Consider the following 16,725-nt stretch of genomic DNA (forward strand, 5'->3'; position numbering starts at 1 on the left):
GGGATCAGCATCGCCAGCACGAGCAGGCCCAGTGCGCACGCCCACGGCGCCGCGCGGATCACCCGCGTGGCGGACGATTCCCGCAGCGTGGCACTCAGGATGGCACCGAGCGTCCAGCCCGCCGAGGCCGTCGCCGCGATGTAGCCGGCAATCAACGGGCTTTGCCCATGCAGGCGTTGCAGGAAGAGCGGCACGAAGATCTCCGTGCAAGTGACCGTCACGGCCAGCAAGGCGGACACGCCGTAGAGTGCCGCAAGCGTCGTGCGGCCCGTGTACGCATCGGCCGGCAGGATGCGGCGCGATGAGCGCATTTCGACGTGGCGGATGGCCAGCATCGTGGCCGCTGCGGCGATCAGCCCCAGGGCGCCGAGCCACGGCGTAGCGCTGACGCTGCTCCACGATGCTGCGACCACGGCGACCGCCAGCAGCACGAGCTGGCGCCCCGGCACGGGCGTCGGTTGCTCGGCGCGCCCAGACGTTGGCTTGAGCACCACCACGGCAGCCGCAGCCGCCAGGCCGATCAGCGCCACCAGAGACCAGAACGCCAACCGCCACGTCGCATACTGCGCAAACACGCCGCCTACGGCCGGCCCCAGTAGCGTCGCAATGCCCCACATGCCCGAGAGCAGCGCCAGCGCGCGCGGCCACAGCGGCTCCGGCAGCACGGTGCGCATCAGCACATACGGCGCCGACAGCAGCGCGCCACCACCGAGCCCCTGCAGCACGCGGCCAATCAGGAGCACCGGCATGGTGGGCGCCAGCGCGCACAGCGCCGAGCCGCCGCCGAACACCGCCGCCCCCAGCAGGTAGGCGCCGCGCGGCCCCGCATGCTGGATCACCTGCGCAGCCACCGCCGCCCCGGTGATCGACGCGACGATGAACAGCGTTGTGTTCCACGCATAGAAGGCCACGCCGCCGATATCGTCGACCACGCTCGGCAGGATGGTCGTGGTCAGGTACAGATTGATGGCGTGCAACGCCACGCCGGCAGCCAGCACCAGCACGCGCAGCGCGTTAGCGCCGCGAAACAGGTCAAGCCACGAGGCTTCGTCTGCGTTGATCGAGGTTGGACTCATCTTGCGCTCCAGCAAAGAGGTTCAGTGCCATCTCGAAGACGCGCGGTGGTGCCACGTTGTGACAGCCCGCTTGCATCTGCCGAATCCGTATTGCACTATCTTGGCGTCAAGATAAAAACGAGTTATCTCGACGTCAAGATAACCACCGTTGGAGGAAGGGAGAATGGACCGCGCTGCCCAAGCCGTCGAACAATGGAATCGCGAGCGCCCGGATTTGGACGTCAGCTCGATGCTGCTGCTCGGGCGCCTGGGCGAAGCGGCGCTCGTCATCGCGCGTGAACGGCTGAATCCGCTGTTTGCGGAGTACGGTCTGCAGCCCGGCGAGTTCGACGTGCTCGCCACCCTGCGCCGCAGCGGCGCCCCGTATGCGCTCACGCCCACCGCACTGTACGACGCGGCGATGATGTCCTCGGGCGGCATGACCAATCGCATTGATCGTCTGCAGCAGGCCCGCTGGGTTGAGCGTCGCCCGAATCCCGAGGATGGGCGCGGCACGCTCGTCGCGCTCACCAAGGCAGGGTTTGCGCTCATCGATGAGGTTGTCGGCGCGCATGTGGCGAACCAGCGCGCCGTGCTTTCCGTGCTGACCGAGACGGAGCAGCGGCAGCTGGCAAAGCTGTTGGGGAAGCTGATCGAAGGGCAGCGTGTCGACGGAGGCTGATCCGTCCGGCTGCGTTAATCCGCCTTCACCCCACGCCGATACTGAATGGCCTCGCCCACGTGCGCGGCATCGATCTGCTCGTCACCCGCTAAGTCGGCAATGGTGCGTGCGAGTTTCAGCACGCGCGCATAGGCGCGGGCCGACCACGAAAAGCGCGTCATCGCGTGGCGCAGCAAGCCATCGGCCGCGTCGGTGCGGCTGCATTGGAGATCGATTTCATGGCCGCCCAGCAAGGCGTTGCGCTTGCCTTGTCGTGCGAGCTGTCGCGCGTGCGCGGCAGCCACACGCTCGGCCACGTTGACCGTCGGCTCACCTGGCGGTCCGTCGAGCAACTCTTCCTGCGAGGGCGTCGGCACCTCGATCTGCACGTCGATGCGATCGAGTAGCGGTCCGGAGATGCGCGCCTGGTAACGCTCCACCTGATCCGGCGTGCAGCGGCACGCCCGCAGCGGATGGCCGCGATAGCCGCACGGGCACGGGTTCATTGCCGCGATCAGCTGGAAGCTGGCCGGAAAGTCGGTCTGATGCGCCGCGCGCGAGATGGTGATGTGGCCGGTTTCCAGCGGCTCGCGCAGGACTTCGAGCACGCGGCGTTCGAACTCGGGAAGTTCATCGAGGAAAAGCACGCCCTGATGCGCCAGCGAGATTTCGCCCGGCCTTGGCGTATTGCCCCCGCCCACCATCGCCACAGCCGACGCCGTGTGGTGTGGCGAGCGGAACGGGCGCACCTTCCAGCGTCGCGCATCGAAGCCCCGCGTGGTCAGGCTCATTACGGCGGCGGCGGAGAGCGCTTCGTCGTCACTCATGTCCGGCAGCAAGCCCGGAAACCGCTGCGCGAGCATCGACTTGCCCGTTCCGGGCGGCCCGATCATCAGCATGGAATGACCGCCGGCGGCCGCGACTTCCAGCGCCCGCCGCGCCTGCGGCTGGCCGCGCACGTCAGCCAGGTCGGGATAGCGGATGTCCACGTCGACCGGCGCGGGCAGGGCCGGCGCGAGCTTGCGATCCGGCGCGCTCAGGTGGTCGCACACCTCGATGAGCGTGCGCGCGGGCAGGACTTTGGTGCCGCTGACGAGCGCGGCTTCGGCGGCGTTCTCGGCGGGCAGCACGAAAGCCCGCGCGAGCGGTGCGTCGCCGTCGGCCGAAGCGGGGTTGCGCGACAGCGCATAGGCCATCGCCAGCGCACCACGAATCGGCCGCAGGTCACCGGAGAGCGACAACTCGCCCGCAAACTCGTGCGCATCAAGATGCGTGTGCGGAATCTGCCGGCTCGCAGCGAGGATGCCCAGCGCGATAGCGAGGTCGAACCGGCCGGATTCTTTCGGAAGATCGGCCGGAGCGAGGTTGACGGTGATGCGCCGCGCCGGAAACTCGAAGCGGCTGTTCTGGATCGCCGCACGCACGCGATCCTTGCTCTCCTTCACCTCGGTATCGGGCAGACCGACGATGGTGAACGAGGGAAGACCATTCGCCAGATGAACTTCCACCGAGACGGCCGGCGCATCGATGCCCGAGAGTGCGCGCGAACGCAGTACGGCAAGGCTCATTGCGCTGCCCTCCGGGAAAACTCACGAGCAAGACGGAGGGCGGGGCATCGGTGCATGGCGACAGAGCGTGACGGTTGCGGAACCCTCCACTGTGCCAGCCCCGTAGCGCTGCCATGGCCACCGGCATCCAAATTTGACGATCGCGCCGGCATGAGAAACGGACAAAAAAAACCGGAGCACTCGGCTCCGGCTTTGTTGTCGGCAGATCAGTTCAGGGGAAGGCCGGCATGGCCGTGTCTTCGCCGCTGAAGTGGCCTTCGGGATGCGTCTTCTGCAGCAGCGCGCGAATCTCGCTTACGCGCGAGCGCGGCACATCGACCATCAGCAGGATCTGCCCATCCTCCACTGCTTGCTTGAACGGTTTCAGGCGGCTGTTCGGCACCGAACTGCCAATCATGCTGGAAGCCCACGCGCCAAACAGCGCTCCCACCACGGTGGTAATACCGACCATCCCCCACTGCGGCCCTTCCCCGATGACGGGGAAGATGGCCGCCACGATGCCGGCCAGCACCCCCGCACCGCCGCCGATCACCAACCCGTTCTGCGTGGCGTGGACGATGTCGGAGGTCTGGAGGATGTTGGCTTCGTGCAGGCCGGTGAGATCGATGCCGGGCTTGGAGACGAAGTGGATGTGGCGCTCGGTGATGCGCGCCAGCAGGAGGTCATTCATCACGCGCCGGGCGCTGACGACGTCCGGCATCAGGAAATAGAGGCGATGCTGCATGATCTTCTCCTCAAGCGCGGCTGCGCGTGCGTCTTAAGGACGTTCTAGATCAGTTCGCCAGCCGCAACAAGGCGGCACATCGATCTTTTCGCTGTGCGCCGCAGCAGGGGTGCGGGGGTCCGCACAGCGGCCCGGCGGATGCGCTCCCGGCGCAACTCCGGGCGGGCGGATTACTGATCTGCGGGGGCGGCAGACTTGAGCTGCGCTTCGAGGGCGGCAACGCGGGTTTCAAGTTCTTCCAGACGCGCACGGGTACGCGCCAGGACCTGCGATTGCACGTCGAATTCCTCGCGCGTAACCAGATCGAGCTTGGAGAAGCCCTGGGTCATCATCGCGCGGACGTTCTTCTCGATATCGGCTGCCGGCGAGTTGCGCAGCGCTTCGCTCACGCGGTTTTGGAAGTCGGAAAAGAGGTCGGTCGGTTTCATGTTGTTTGCTCCGTGGGTCGTGCTGTCTGCGCCAGGCCGGTGCATGCACCGTAACCGTGCGCGTGAATTGCTGTGTCGTGGTGCGAACGCCTGTCTGAGGCGCGTGGTTTCGGTGCTGCTCGCCGCGATGGTACCGGCTGAGCGTCGTGAACGGCACACCTTCCGTCAAATCTCGCTGCGATGCGGCATTGGCGTCGCCATACAAACGGGGACAGAACGGGCCGCCGCAGCTTCCGCGCCGGGCCCCGCGCGCAATCGCATCGGGCTGAAATCACTCTATCACATGGTTTTTATCGCGCCATGACGGCGGGGGCAGCCAAGGGCGAACCCGCTTGCGGCAACCGTTGGCGGGCTCCCGGCGATGTCCCGCGTGACCCGTCCCCAATTTCCTCTGCTTTTGCGGTGCGGCGCAGCCCGCGCCACAACCGAAGACGGCCTCCAGTCCGGCGACAACGACATGGCATGACAGTTGCAGAACTGGTGCGATTTTTTTTCCATTCCGTTGCGACTGTCTAAAGGGGGAGAGCCGTTATGAAGAAGTTTGCGTACGCAGCCAGTCTGGTACTGCTGACCGGTGCCGTTGCCGGTGTCAGCCAATCCGCCATCGCGCAGTCCGCACCCGCGGCTGATGCACCGGCCGCCGCACCGGCGCCCGCGCCCGCCGCGCTCACGGCCAACGTCACGCTGGCCAGCCAATACCGCTACCGCGGCATCATGCAGACCAACAACAAGCCGGCCATCCAGGGCGGTTTCGACTACGCCATTCCTGGCGGTGTGCTGCCTGAAGGCTTCTACGTCGGTAACTGGAACTCCTCGATCAGCTGGCTGAGCGATTCCAACTCGAACGTCTCCGCGCCGATCGAGATGGACTTCTACGCCGGCTACAAGACCGAGATCATCAAGGACGTGCCGATCGACGTGGGCGTGCTGCAGTACTACTACCCGGGCAGCTACCCCGACGGCTTCACGCGTCCGCACACCACCGAAGGCTATGCGCAGATCGGCTACGGCCCGGTCACGTTCAAGTATTCGCACGCGTTCTCGAACCTGTTCGGCACGCCCGATTCGCATCACAGCCAGTACTTCGACCTGTCGGGCAACTTCGACACCGGCTTCTGGGGCCTGACGCTGAACCTGCATGCCGGCTACCAGCAAGTGCCGCACCAGGCCGTGCGCGCCTCGTATGCCGACTGGAAGGTTGGCGTGACGAAAGACTTCGGCAACGGCTGGGCCGCATCGCTGGCCTACATCGATACGAATGCTGCGCGCGCGTTCTACACGAACACGCGCGGCAACTACATGGGCAAGGCAACGGCCCTGCTGTCGATCACCAAGACTTTCCAATAACGATGCGCGGCGGTGCTTCGGCGCCGCCGACCGAGGAGCAACCAGCATGAAACTCATCATGGCCATCATCAAGCCGTTCAAGCTCGACGAGGTCCGCGAGGCGCTGTCCGAAGTGGGTGTGTCGGGCATTACCGTCACGGAAGTCAAAGGCTTCGGACGCCAGAAAGGTCATACCGAGCTTTACCGCGGCGCGGAGTACATCGTCGACTTCCTGCCTAAAGTAAAGATCGAAGTGGCCGTGCCCGACGATGTGGTCGAGCGCGCTGTCGAAGCCATCGAAAAATCTGCCCGCACCGGCAAGATCGGCGACGGCAAGATCTTCGTGGCCGAGGTCGAACAAGTCATCCGCATCCGCACCGGTGAGACCGGCGGCGACGCCCTATAAGCCCCAATCCGCCAAGGAAGAGGTCAAAACATGAAAACCTGGTTCACACGATTCCTGACGGCTGGGGCCGTCGCTGCCGTGCTCGCAGGCGCCGTGATGTCGGCGCCGGCCGTTGCACAGGACAAGCCCGCGGCAGAAGCTTCGGCGCCGGCTGCCGCGGCTGCCGCTTCCGAGCCTGCCGCTGCCGCACCGGCTGCCGCGGCCCCGGCTGCAGCGCCTGCCGCCGCCGCTGCTCCGGCTGCCGCTGCACCCGCCGCTGCAACGCCCGTCCCCAACAAGGGCGATACGGCGTGGCTGCTGGTCTCCACCGCCTTCGTCATCCTGATGACGCTGCCGGGCCTGGCGCTGTTCTACGGCGGCCTGGTGCGCAAGAAGAACATGCTGTCGGTGCTGATGCAGTGCACGGGCATCTTCTCGCTCATCATCATCCTGTGGGCCATCTACGGCTACAGCTTCGCGTTCACCGAGGGCAACGCCTTCTTCGGCGGCCTGGATCGCCTGTTCCTGAAGGGCCTGACGCCGGATTCGGTAGCGGCCACCTTCAGCAAGGGCGTGGTGGTGCCGGAATATGCGTACTTCGCCTTCCAGGGTGCATTTGCGGCGATTACCTGCGCGCTGATCATCGGCGCTTTCGCCGAGCGTGCGAAGTTCTCGGCCGTGCTGCTGTTCGTGGTGCTGTGGTTCACCTTCAGCTACCTGCCGATCGCGCACATGGTCTGGTTCTGGCCGGGTCCGGATGGCTTCACGGATGCCAAGGCTGCTGAAGCAATGACGGCCAAGTCGGGTTGGCTGTTCCAGAAGGGCGCGTTGGACTTTGCCGGCGGTACCGTCGTGCACATCAACGCCGCTGTGGCCGGTCTGGTGGGCGCATTCCTGTTCGGCAAGCGCATCGGCTTTGGCCGCGAGGCGCTCAAGCCGCACAGCCTGACGCTCACGATGGTCGGTGCCTCGCTGCTGTGGTTCGGCTGGTTCGGCTTCAACGCCGGTTCGGCCCTGGAAGCCAACGGCAGCGCCGCGCTGGCCTTCGTCAACACGCTGCTGGCGACCGCCGCTGCCGTGCTGTCGTGGAGCTTCGGTGAGTGGATCGGCAAGAGCAAGCCGTCGATGCTGGGTGCTGCGTCGGGCGCCGTGGCTGGCTTGGTTGCCATCACCCCGGCTGCCGGCTTCGTCGGCCCGATGGGTTCGATCGTGCTCGGTATCCTCGCCGGCCTGCTGTGCCTGTGGGGCGTGAACGGCCTCAAGCGCATGCTGGGCATGGACGACACGCTGGACGTGTTCGGCGTGCACGGCGTGGGCGGTATCCTCGGCGCGCTGCTGACGGGCGTGCTGGCGTCGCCGAGCCTCGGCGGCACTGGCATCTACGACTATGTCGCCAACAAGGTTGCCGATGACTACTCGATCGCTGGTCAGCTGTGGATCCAGTTCCAGGGCGTGGCGACCACGATCATCTGGTCTGGAGTGGTGGCGTTCATCTCGTACAAGATCGTCGACGCCATCGTCGGCCTGCGCGTGCCGGAAGAAGAGGAGCGCGAGGGTCTGGACATCACGTCCCACGGCGAAACCGCCTACGAAGACTGATCGTCTGCCTCATCCCGCAAAAGACCCGGCCCAGCGCCGGGTTTTTTGTTATGCCGCTCCTGAGCCGGGCGCCCTTAAGTCCGATGTTAAAAACGTTCAATTGCCTCTCGTTATGCGGACGCTTACATTGCAGACGTGGTTTCCTCCACCTGCAGAACGCTCCCCGTATCTGTCAGGCTATTCCCCAAGCGCGGCAGCCCCGCGCTTTTTTTTTGTCCGTCAGTTTTGTGTGGCCTGCTGCACTGCCGCACTTTGCCTCTTGCGAATCCTCTTTCCTAACCGCATATCGATAGTCCGCTATCGTCTGCAAGCTATTGCCTGTTCCTCTACAATCGGAGTCGGCGATAAATAACATCAATAGGAAGGGTATGGTTCCGCACTTGATCACCGCGCTGAACGGGCCGCTGCTGGAGCTCGAGCAGAAGATTCTTGACGCCACGCCCGCCATCGAACGCTGGTTCCGCCTGGAGTGGCAGGAACACACGCCGCCGTTCTACTGTTCCGTCGATTTGCGCAACGCTGGCTTCAAGCTGGCTCCCGTCGACACGAACCTGTTCCCCGGCGGCTTCAACAACCTGGCGCCCGAGATGCTGCCGCTGGCCGTGCAGGCCGCCATGGCCGCCATCGAGAAGATCTGTCCGGACGCCAAGAACCTCCTGCTGATCCCGGAGCGCCACACGCGCAACATGTTCTATCTGCAGAACGTCGCGCGCCTGTCGCAGATCATGCGTCAAGCCGGGTTGAATGTGCGCCTGGGGTCGCTCTCCGAGGACATCACCGAGCCGACGCCGATCGATTTGCCGGATGGGCAGCGCCTCGTCGTCGAGCCGATCAAGCGCATCGGCACCAAGGGCCGTCGCCTGGGCATGGAAGACTTCGATCCGTGCTCGATCCTGCTGAACAACGATCTGTCAGCCGGCGTGCCGCCCATCCTCGAGAACATCAACGAACAATATCTGCTGCCGCCGCTCCATGCCGGCTGGTCGCAGCGTCGCAAGACCCACCACTTTGCCGCCTACGACGAAGTGGCCAAGAAGTTTGCCAAGCTGATCGACATCGACCCGTGGATGGTCAACCCGTACTTCACCAAGTGCAGCGGGCTGGACTTCCATGAGCGCGCCGGCGAGGAAGAACTCGCGCACGCGGTGGAAACGGTGCTCAAGAAGACCGCCAAGAAATACAAGGAATACGGCGTGAACGAGACCCCGTACGTGGTGGTCAAGGCCGACGCCGGCACCTATGGCATGGGCGTGATGACGGTGCGCGATCCTTCCGAGGTCAAGGGCCTCAACCGGAAGGAGCGCAACAAGATGAGCGTGGTCAAGGAGGGCCTGGAGGTCTCCGAAGTGATCGTGCAGGAAGGCGTGCACACCTTCGAGAAGATCAACGAGGCGGTGGCCGAGCCCGTCGTCTACATGATCGACCGCTATGTGGTGGGTGGTTTCTACCGGGTTCACACCGGCCGCGGCGTGGACGAAAATCTGAATGCGCCGGGCATGCATTTCGTGCCGCTGCCGTTTGCCTCGAATTCGCTGCCGGACAGCCATGCCAAGCCCGGCGCCGGCGAGCCGAATCGCTTCTACATGTACGGCGTGGTGGCGCGCTTGGCGCTGTTGGCTGCGTCGCTTGAGCTTGAGAAGACCGATCCGAACCCGCTGATCTGATCGGCCATAAAACGCTGTAGAAGGAACCGCCATGCGCATCCTGTTCATCGTCGATCCGCTGTCGACGTTCAAGACCTACAAGGATTCCACCTTCGCGATGATGCGCGAGGCGGCGGCGCGCGGCTATGCCATCTACACGTGCCTGCAGTCGCAGCTCACGCTGGCGAACAACGTCGTCGAAACCGTTGCCACGCCAATCGCCCTGACTGGCGACGAGCACGACTGGTATCGCGCCGGCGATGCGCGCCTGCTGCCGCTGACAGGTTTTGACGCGGTCCTGATGCGCAAGGACCCTCCGTTCGACATGGAGTACGTCACCAGCACGTGGCTGCTGGAGATTGCCGAGCGTCAGGGCGCGCGCATATTCAACAAGCCGCAGGCGATTCGCGACCACTCGGAGAAACTCGCGATCGCGCAGTTCCGCGAGTTCACCGTGCCGACCATCGTGTCGCGCGATGCCAAGCGCCTGCGCGACTTCCATGCCGAGCAGGGCGACGTCATCTTCAAGCCGCTCGACGGCATGGGCGGCGCGGGCATCTTCCGCGTGGGCCCGGATGGCATGAACCTCGGCGCGGTGATCGAGTCGCTGACCGACAACGGCGCTCGCACGATCATGGCTCAGCAGTACATCCCCGCGATTCGCGAGGGCGACAAACGCATCCTGCTGATCGGCGGGTCGCCGGTGCCGCATTCGCTCGCGCGGGTGCCGATGGCGGGCGAAGTTCGCGGCAATCTGGCGGCGGGCGGTACGGGCCGGGCGCAGCCGCTGTCCGAGCGCGATCAGGTGATTGCACATGCACTTGCGCCCGTGCTGTGGCAACGCGGTCTGCTGCTCGTCGGCCTCGACGTCATTGGCGATTACCTCACCGAGGTCAACGTCACCAGCCCGACGTGTTTCCAGGAAATCACGCAGCAGACCGGCTTTAACGTGGCTGGGATGTTCATCGACGCGTTGGAACGCGTCGCAGGCAAGCCGAACTCGCTGGGCCGCAAGCCGGTCTGACATGACGCCAGGGCCCCACCGCCGAGGGTCCTCCACAAGGGGGAGATTCGGTGCACGGGCCGGCAATCGCGTCAAATGGCCCTGATACAATCGGCGCTACACCGATTCGCTTTTCGATCATGGCAGGGATTCTGATCATCGCCCATGCGCCGCTGGCCAGCGCATTGCGCGATTGCGCTGCACACGTCTATTGCGGTCAGCCCGAGCGGCTGGGCGCAATCGATGTCCTGCCCGATGCCGAGCCAGCTGCCGTGTTGGCGCAGGCGCGCGATAAGCTCGCCGAACTCATCGAGGCCAACGGCGCGCTGGTGCTCACCGACATCTTCGGCGCCACGCCCGCCAATATCGCCTCGCGTCTGGCCGATCCTGGCCGCGTACGCGTGCTGGCTGGCGTGAATCTGCCGATGCTCGTGCGCGCCATCTGCTATCGCTCCGAAAAACTCGAACAACTTGCCGCCAAGGCCCTGGCCGGCGGCGCGCAAGGCGTACTGCAGGTCGGCTCGACAGCCGTTCAGAACCAGGTTGCCAACCATCCGGACAAATATGCTGCAGAGGGATATCACCATCATCAATAAGCTGGGGCTGCATGCTCGCGCTTCCGCCAAACTCACCCAGCTCGCCAGCAAGTTCGACAGCCAGATCAAGATGTCGCGCAACGGCCGTCAGGTCGATGCAAAAAGCATCATGGGCGTGATGATGCTGGCGGCGGGCATCGGCTCCACCGTCACGCTGGAGATCGAAGGCCCCGACGAGCACGACGCCATGGATGGTCTCGTCGCGCTCATCAACGATCGCTTCGGCGAAGGCGAATAACCCGCCCGCCGCACCATTTCAACGCCGCTCCGGCCAGCGTCTATGCCTTTTACCCTGCACGGTATTCCGGTCTCGCGCGGCATCTCCATCGGCCGCGCCCACATGCTGGCGCGTGCGGCGCTCGATGTGTCGCATTACCTTGTCGACGAAGACAAGCTCGACGCCGAGGTCGAGCGCTTGCGCAGCGCCCGCGCCACCGTGCGTGCCGAACTGGCCGCCCTCAAGCGTGACCTGCCCACCGATGTGCCGGAAGAGATGGGCGCCTTCCTCGATGTGCACGCGATGATTCTGGATGACGCGTTGCTCTCGCAGGTGCCGGAGACGCTGATTCGCCAGCGACGTTACAACGCAGAGTGGGCGCTCACAACGCAGCTTGAAGAGCTGATCCGCCAGTTTGGCGAAATCGAAGACGAATACCTGCGCGAGCGCAAGGCCGACATCGAGCAGGTCGTCGAGCGCATTCTGAAGGTGCTGGCCGGCGCCCCGGCGCTGGCGCCTGCGCCGGTCGCGGCCAGTTGCGATCCGGATGCCGGCATGATCGTGGTCGCGCACGATATTGCGCCGGCCGACATGCTGCAGTTCCGCGGCCAGACCTTCGCCGGCTTCGTGACCGACCTCGGCGGTCGCACTTCGCACACCGCCATCGTGGCGCGCAGCCTCGACATTCCGGCCGCCGTGGGCGTGCACAACGCCAGCACACTGATTCGCCAGGACGACATCGTCGTCATTGACGGCGACAACGGTATCGTCATTGTCGATCCCAACGCGTCCATCCTCGAGGAATACCGCCATCGCCGCAGCGAAGGCGAGCTGCAGAAGAAGCGCCTGGAGCGCCTGCGCCATACGCCCACCGTCACGCTCGACGGTACGCAGATCGACCTGCAGGCAAACATCGAAATGCCGGAAGACGCGGCCGCCGCTGTCAAAGCCGGCGCCGTGGGCGTGGGCCTGTTCCGCTCCGAATTCCTCTTCATGAACCGTCGTGGCGCGCTGCCCGACGAGGAAGAGCAGTTCCGCGCGTACCGCACCGCCGTTGAATCGATGATGGGCTTGCCCGTCACGATCCGCACCATCGACATCGGCGCCGACAAGCCGCTGGACATCCGCGACGACGTGTTCGAGACCGCGCCCAATCCGGCGCTGGGTTTGCGTGCGATTCGCTGGTCGCTTTCCGAGCCGGCGATGTTCCTGACGCAGTTGCGCGCGCTGCTGCGGGCGTCGGCATTTGGGCCGATCAAGATTCTCGTGCCGATGTTGGCGCACGCCCGCGAAATCGACCAGACGCTGGAATTGCTGGCGCGCGCCAAGGCTTCGCTCGACGCCGACGGCCTAGCCTATGATCCGGGCATCAAAGTCGGCGCCATGATCGAGATTCCGGCTGCCGTGCTGATCCTGCCGGTGTTCCTGCGCCGCATGGATTTCCTCTCGATCGGCACGAATGACCTGATCCAATACACGCTCGCCATCGACCGCGCCGACAACGCGGTCGCGCATCTGTACGACCCACTGCATCCGGCGGTGCTGCAATTGATCGCACGTACCATCCGAGAGGCGCATCAGGCCGGCAAACCGGTTTCGGTGTGCGGCGAGATGGCGGGCGATGCTTCCATGACGCGCCTGCTGCTCGGCATGGGCCTCACCGAATTTTCGATGCATCCGTCGCAACTGTTGAGCGTCAAGCAGCAGATCCTGCGCGCGGACCGGCCGCGTCTGATGCGCGAGGCCGACCGCCTGCTGCATGCCTGCGAACCGGCCGAAATCGAAGAGGCGCTCGACGCGCTGGCGCGAGCCTGACAAGCGGTTTTCTTAAGCGCCGGCTGCACCGAGTGTCGCGCCGGCGCGTCGCCTCCGTTGGCGAAATTCCTTCCTAAGTGATTGAAATTGCACGTCTTTCTCTATAAAGACGGCTCACGTGCACCTGCATGACCCTCCGTGCGGAATGGGGTCGAACAAGAATTGTTCTCATTTCCATTCTCTGTTATTCTGGTTTTACAGCGCGTTCTGAGCGCTGCGGAGGAATCCCGTGTACGTCTGCATCTGCAACCAAGTGACCGACCGCGAAATCCATGGCGCCGCCCGTCTGGGCGTGTCGACAATGGACGAACTCGCCGAAACGCTCGGCGTGGGCACGTGCTGCGGACAATGCCGGGACTGCGCCAAGCAGGTGCTTGCCGAAGCGGTGAGCTGCATCCCCGTCGATCAAATCTTGGGCCGTGCCAGCACGCATGCCATAATCGAACGTCGCGACGAGCCCGTTGCCAATGATCAGGCCATTGCGCCTGGAGCGTTGGCTGCCTGATTCCCCGTTTTTTCCTGTCGCCGCGAATTGCCGCCCAGGCGTTGAGCCTCGGTGGCATTTGTTGCTTTCTGGTCAGGCACTGGGCTCGCCTTGAGCGGACGCGTGCGTGCGTCCATCACCGCAGTTGCACTTTGCTGGAGCCCCAAGAATGAAAGGCGATAAGAAGGTCATCCAATATCTGAACGCCCAGCTCAAGAACGAGCTGACCGCCATCAACCAGTACTTCCTCCACGCCCGCATGTACGGCCACTGGGGGCTCAAGCGCATTGGGGACCACGAATACAAGGAGTCGATCGGCGAGATGAAGCATGCCGATCGCCTGATCGAACGCATCCTGATGCTCGACGGCCTGCCCAACCTGCAGGATCTCGGCAAGATCTTCATCGGCCAGGACACGAAAGAGGTCATCGAGTGCGACCTGAAGCTGGAGCGCGCCGCACACGGCACCGTGGTCGAGGGCATCGCCTATTGCGAATCCGTGAAGGACTACGTCAGCCGCGAAATTCTGGTCGACATCCTGGACGACACCGAAGAGCACATCGACTGGCTGGAAACGCAGCTCGAACTGATCGACAAGGTCGGCATCCAGAACTACCTGCAATCGCAGATGGAGCCCGAGGGCGAGTAAGTGTCGTCAGGCGGTAAAAAAGAAGGAGGCCTCGGCCTCCTTTTTTGTTGCGCGTGTTCGGGCGTTCAGTGGGCGCCGTCGCAGACCGGGCACGACGGCTGACGCGCGATGCGCATCGTCGTCCATTCCATCGAGAGGCCATCGAGCATCAGCAGGCGACCAGCAAGCGACTGGCCGACGCCTGCGATCAGCTTCAGCGCCTCGGCAGCCTGCACCGTACCCACCATGCCCACCAGCGGCGAGAACACGCCCATCGTTGCGCACGCGACGTCGGGCGCGGGCTCGTCAGGCGGGAACAGGCACGCGTAGCAGGGGCCGCCGGCGCGGCTGTCAAATACGCTGATCTGCCCGTCAAAACGGATGGCGGCGCCCGACACCAACGGCACCCCAGCCCGCACGCAGGCAAGATTGGTGGCCTGGCGAGTGCCGAAGTTATCGGAGCAGTCCAGCACTAGGCTCACGCCTTGAAGCAGCGCGCCAATGGCGTCGGCATCGAGCCGGCGCTGTAAGGCATTCACGCGCACGTCCGGATTCAGCCGGGCAATGGCCGCCTGGGCCGATGCCACCTTCGGTTGTCCGACCGATTCCGTGGTGTGGATGATCTGGCGCTGCAGATTGGTCAAGTCCACTGTGTCGTCGTCGACGATGGTGAGCGTGCCCACGCCGGCCGCAGCCAGATAGGGCAGGGCCGCGGCGCCAAGCCCGCCCGCACCGATGACGAGTACATGGCTCTCAAGCAGGCGCGTTTGCCCTTCGATGCCGATTTCGTCGAGCAGGATATGGCGTGAGTACCGCAGCAGTTGATCGTCGTTCATGGCGGAGCAATGAAAAAGGCCGTGCAGTGCACGGCCTCGTAAGTTTGCCAGTGTTTGCCGGCGGGTGTCTTAACGGGCGCCGGTCGGTTCCGGGGCAGGCTGCACGCCGCTCGCCGGAACATTGGGCTTCGGTGCGGCCGGCTCGGAAGCCGGCGCGGCCTTGCCCTTGGGCAGCTTGGCCGGGGCGCTCGATTCCTTGGCCGCCGGCGACTTCACCGCCTTGTCCGGCACCGCGGCCGCCGCAGCTTCCAGCACCGACTTCGAGCGCTTGACCGGCTGACCCTTCAAGTCGGCGATGGCCTGTTGCAGCATGAAGTCTTCGGCCGAACCGAACTCGATCGGCTTCTTGTTGCGTTCCTTCTCGCGCTGCTCCGGCGTCTTCTTAGCGTTTTCTTCTTCCAGGCGACGCAGCTCTTCAACGCGGCGCTTTTCGCGCTCGGTCATCTCGGCTTCTTCCGATTCCTGCTTGTTGTGCAGGTGGCGTTCGGTGTCGATTTCGCGCGTGATCAGCGCATCGTCCGGGTCGCCATCCGGGTTCTGATCAACCGGAATATCCGGGCGGATGCCCTTGGCCTGGATCGACTTGCCCGACGGCGTGTAGTAGTACGCGATGGTCAGCTTGATGCCGGTGTCGTTCGACAGCGGACGCACCGTCTGCACCGAACCCTTGCCGAAGGTCGTCTTGCCCATCGTCTTGGCGCGGTGATGATCCTGCAGGGCGCCAGCCACGATCTCCGACGCCGACGCCGTGTAGGCGTTGGTCAGCACGATGATCGGCACGGTCTTGAACTCGGGGTCCAGGTTGGCCAGCGGATCGGAATCCAAGTTGCTCAAGCGGTAGTTGGCGAAGGTCGCCTTGTACGTGCGCTTTGCATCCGGCACCTGGCCGTTGGTCGATACCACCGTCACGTCCGGCGGCAGGAAGGCAGCCGACACGCCAACCGCCGCCTGCAGCACGCCGCCGCCGTTGTTGCGCAGATCCAGAATCAGGCCCTTGAGGTGGGCGTCCTGCTTGGCCAGGTCATTGAGCTTCTTGGCCAGGTCCGGCACGGTGCGTTCCTGGAAGCTGGTGATGCGCACCCAGGCGATGCCGTTGTCGAGCATCTTGGCCTTGACCGACTGCACCTGGATCTCGGCGCGGGTGATGGTCAGCGGGAACGTGCGCTCTTCCTTCTTGCGATAGATCGTGAGCGTGACCTTGGTGCCCGGCGCGCCGCGCATGCGCTTGACGGCTTGCTCGAGCGGCATGCCACGCACGGGTTTGTCGTCGATGCGGGTGATCAGGTCGCCCGGTTGCACGCCGGCGCGGAAGGCGGGGGTGTCTTCGATCGGGTTGATGACCTTGACCAGGCCTTCTTCCTGCGAGATCTCGATGCCCAGACCGGCAAAGCGGCCCTGGGTGCCTTCCTGCAGTTCCTGGAAGTCCTTCTTGTCCAGGTAGGCGGAATGCGGGTCGAGGCTGGCGACCATGCCTTTGATGGCTTCGGTCAGCAGCTTGTCGTCGTCCACCGGCTCGACATATTCGCGCTTGATCTGGCCAAAGATGTCCGCCATGAGCCTGAGTTTCTCCAGCGGAAGCGGCCCGACCGTCGCGTTTTGCGCGGTGGCGGAGAGCTGGAGCGTCGCCAGCACCCCGGTGACGAGGCCGATGGCGATCAAGCTGATGTTCTTGAGCGAAGTTCGCATGTGTCGAGCGTGGACGTGGGAACAGTAGATAAACATGGCCCGGGACGGCTCGCGCACATCCCGGGCTACAG

The 16,725-nt window shown here is 64.5% G+C and carries 16 protein-coding genes and 1 pseudogene; 11 read left to right on the forward strand and 6 right to left on the reverse strand.

What is annotated here, in order from left to right; genetic code table 11:
* Positions 1-335 precede the first annotated feature (335 nt).
* Positions 336-1,076 (reverse strand): annotated as a pseudogene (locus R2676_RS26190) (MFS transporter); the annotation flags it as partial.
* Between the two features lie 163 nt (positions 1,077-1,239).
* Here R2676_RS26190 and R2676_RS13345 point away from each other — a divergent pair.
* Positions 1,240-1,737 carry a MarR family winged helix-turn-helix transcriptional regulator gene (locus R2676_RS13345; protein ID WP_206273311.1) on the forward strand — a complete coding sequence of 166 codons (498 nt, stop codon included), beginning with the start codon at positions 1,240-1,242 and terminating at the stop codon, positions 1,735-1,737.
* 14 nt (positions 1,738-1,751) lie between these two features.
* Here the strand turns inward: R2676_RS13345 and R2676_RS13350 are convergent, their stop codons facing one another.
* The 3 genes from R2676_RS13350 to R2676_RS13360 form a co-directional block, all read right to left on the reverse strand.
* Complete coding sequence (locus tag R2676_RS13350) at positions 1,752-3,284, reverse strand: YifB family Mg chelatase-like AAA ATPase (RefSeq protein WP_206273312.1); 1,533 nt, start codon at positions 3,282-3,284, stop codon at positions 1,752-1,754.
* A 211-nt stretch (positions 3,285-3,495) separates the two neighbouring features.
* Positions 3,496-4,008, reverse strand: a complete 513-nt coding sequence (locus R2676_RS13355; protein ID WP_027678366.1) for a hypothetical protein — start codon at positions 4,006-4,008, stop codon at positions 3,496-3,498.
* A 170-nt stretch (positions 4,009-4,178) separates the two neighbouring features.
* A complete protein-coding gene (locus R2676_RS13360) occupies positions 4,179-4,436 on the reverse strand; it encodes an accessory factor UbiK family protein (protein WP_004637064.1) in 258 nt (85 codons plus the stop codon).
* Between the two features lie 531 nt (positions 4,437-4,967).
* On the opposite strand from R2676_RS13360, the gene R2676_RS13365 reads away from it, so the two are divergent.
* The 10 genes from R2676_RS13365 (at position 4,968) to bfr (ending at position 14,153) form a co-directional block, all read left to right on the forward strand.
* Positions 4,968-5,783, forward strand: a complete 816-nt coding sequence (locus R2676_RS13365) for a TorF family putative porin (protein ID WP_027678365.1) — start codon at positions 4,968-4,970, stop codon at positions 5,781-5,783.
* A 46-nt stretch (positions 5,784-5,829) separates the two neighbouring features.
* Complete coding sequence (locus tag R2676_RS13370; protein ID WP_027678364.1) at positions 5,830-6,168, forward strand: P-II family nitrogen regulator; 339 nt, start codon at positions 5,830-5,832, stop codon at positions 6,166-6,168.
* A 30-nt stretch (positions 6,169-6,198) separates the two neighbouring features.
* Positions 6,199-7,746, forward strand: coding sequence for an ammonium transporter (locus tag R2676_RS13375; RefSeq protein ID WP_316857270.1), 1,548 nt, complete (start codon positions 6,199-6,201; stop codon positions 7,744-7,746).
* Between the two features lie 368 nt (positions 7,747-8,114).
* Entirely contained in the window at positions 8,115-9,410 is a 1,296-nt protein-coding gene (gene gshA, locus R2676_RS13380; RefSeq protein WP_027678362.1) for a glutamate--cysteine ligase, read from the forward strand.
* A gap of 31 nt (positions 9,411-9,441) precedes the next feature.
* On the forward strand, positions 9,442-10,413 hold the full coding sequence (gshB, locus tag R2676_RS13385; protein WP_206272393.1) for a glutathione synthase: 972 nt from the start codon (positions 9,442-9,444) through the stop codon (positions 10,411-10,413).
* Positions 10,414-10,532: 119 nt separating this feature from the next.
* Positions 10,533-10,988, forward strand: a complete 456-nt coding sequence (locus R2676_RS13390; protein WP_027678360.1) for a PTS sugar transporter subunit IIA — start codon at positions 10,533-10,535, stop codon at positions 10,986-10,988.
* A complete protein-coding gene (locus tag R2676_RS13395; RefSeq protein ID WP_012761041.1) occupies positions 10,957-11,226 on the forward strand; it encodes an HPr family phosphocarrier protein in 270 nt (89 codons plus the stop codon). Before R2676_RS13390 ends, R2676_RS13395 begins: the two co-directional genes overlap by 32 nt.
* Positions 11,227-11,268: 42 nt before the next feature.
* Positions 11,269-13,020: a phosphoenolpyruvate--protein phosphotransferase gene (gene ptsP / locus R2676_RS13400; RefSeq protein ID WP_206272392.1), complete on the forward strand. Its 1,752-nt coding sequence runs from the start codon at positions 11,269-11,271 to the stop codon at positions 13,018-13,020.
* A 229-nt stretch (positions 13,021-13,249) separates the two neighbouring features.
* Entirely contained in the window at positions 13,250-13,525 is a 276-nt protein-coding gene (locus R2676_RS13405) for a (2Fe-2S)-binding protein (protein WP_027678358.1), read from the forward strand.
* A 148-nt stretch (positions 13,526-13,673) separates the two neighbouring features.
* On the forward strand, positions 13,674-14,153 hold the full coding sequence (gene bfr, locus R2676_RS13410; RefSeq protein ID WP_206272391.1) for a bacterioferritin: 480 nt from the start codon (positions 13,674-13,676) through the stop codon (positions 14,151-14,153).
* 65 nt (positions 14,154-14,218) lie between these two features.
* On the opposite strand, the gene R2676_RS13415 is transcribed toward bfr, so the two are convergent.
* Entirely contained in the window at positions 14,219-14,968 is a 750-nt protein-coding gene (locus R2676_RS13415) for a HesA/MoeB/ThiF family protein (RefSeq protein WP_206272390.1), read from the reverse strand.
* A gap of 69 nt (positions 14,969-15,037) precedes the next feature.
* Positions 15,038-16,654 carry a S41 family peptidase gene (locus tag R2676_RS13420; RefSeq protein ID WP_206272389.1) on the reverse strand — a complete coding sequence of 539 codons (1,617 nt, stop codon included), beginning with the start codon at positions 16,652-16,654 and terminating at the stop codon, positions 15,038-15,040.
* Between the last annotated feature and the right edge of the window lie 71 nt (positions 16,655-16,725).

It is taken from the genome of Ralstonia flatus (genome assembly GCF_958439105.1).
Classification (GTDB): domain Bacteria; phylum Pseudomonadota; class Gammaproteobacteria; order Burkholderiales; family Burkholderiaceae; genus Ralstonia; species Ralstonia flatus.

Excerpts from the sequence above, each read along its gene's own strand:
- R2676_RS13345 (WP_206273311.1), top strand. The coding sequence starts at position 1,240 with ATGGACCGCGCTGCCCAAGCCGTCGAACAATGGAATCGCGAGCGCCCG.
- R2676_RS13350 (WP_206273312.1), bottom strand. The coding sequence starts at position 3,284 with ATGAGCCTTGCCGTACTGCGTTCGCGCGCACTCTCGGGCATCGATGCG.
- R2676_RS13355 (WP_027678366.1), bottom strand. The coding sequence starts at position 4,008 with ATGCAGCATCGCCTCTATTTCCTGATGCCGGACGTCGTCAGCGCCCGG.
- R2676_RS13360 (WP_004637064.1), bottom strand. The coding sequence starts at position 4,436 with ATGAAACCGACCGACCTCTTTTCCGACTTCCAAAACCGCGTGAGCGAA.
- R2676_RS13365 (WP_027678365.1), top strand. The coding sequence starts at position 4,968 with ATGAAGAAGTTTGCGTACGCAGCCAGTCTGGTACTGCTGACCGGTGCC.
- R2676_RS13370 (WP_027678364.1), top strand. The coding sequence starts at position 5,830 with ATGAAACTCATCATGGCCATCATCAAGCCGTTCAAGCTCGACGAGGTC.
- R2676_RS13375 (WP_316857270.1), top strand. The coding sequence starts at position 6,199 with ATGAAAACCTGGTTCACACGATTCCTGACGGCTGGGGCCGTCGCTGCC.
- gshA (WP_027678362.1), top strand. The coding sequence starts at position 8,115 with ATGGTTCCGCACTTGATCACCGCGCTGAACGGGCCGCTGCTGGAGCTC.
- gshB (WP_206272393.1), top strand. The coding sequence starts at position 9,442 with ATGCGCATCCTGTTCATCGTCGATCCGCTGTCGACGTTCAAGACCTAC.
- R2676_RS13390 (WP_027678360.1), top strand. The coding sequence starts at position 10,533 with ATGGCAGGGATTCTGATCATCGCCCATGCGCCGCTGGCCAGCGCATTG.
- R2676_RS13395 (WP_012761041.1), top strand. The coding sequence starts at position 10,957 with ATGCTGCAGAGGGATATCACCATCATCAATAAGCTGGGGCTGCATGCT.
- ptsP (WP_206272392.1), top strand. The coding sequence starts at position 11,269 with ATGCCTTTTACCCTGCACGGTATTCCGGTCTCGCGCGGCATCTCCATC.
- bfr (WP_206272391.1), top strand. The coding sequence starts at position 13,674 with ATGAAAGGCGATAAGAAGGTCATCCAATATCTGAACGCCCAGCTCAAG.
- R2676_RS13415 (WP_206272390.1), bottom strand. The coding sequence starts at position 14,968 with ATGAACGACGATCAACTGCTGCGGTACTCACGCCATATCCTGCTCGAC.
- R2676_RS13420 (WP_206272389.1), bottom strand. The coding sequence starts at position 16,654 with ATGCGAACTTCGCTCAAGAACATCAGCTTGATCGCCATCGGCCTCGTC.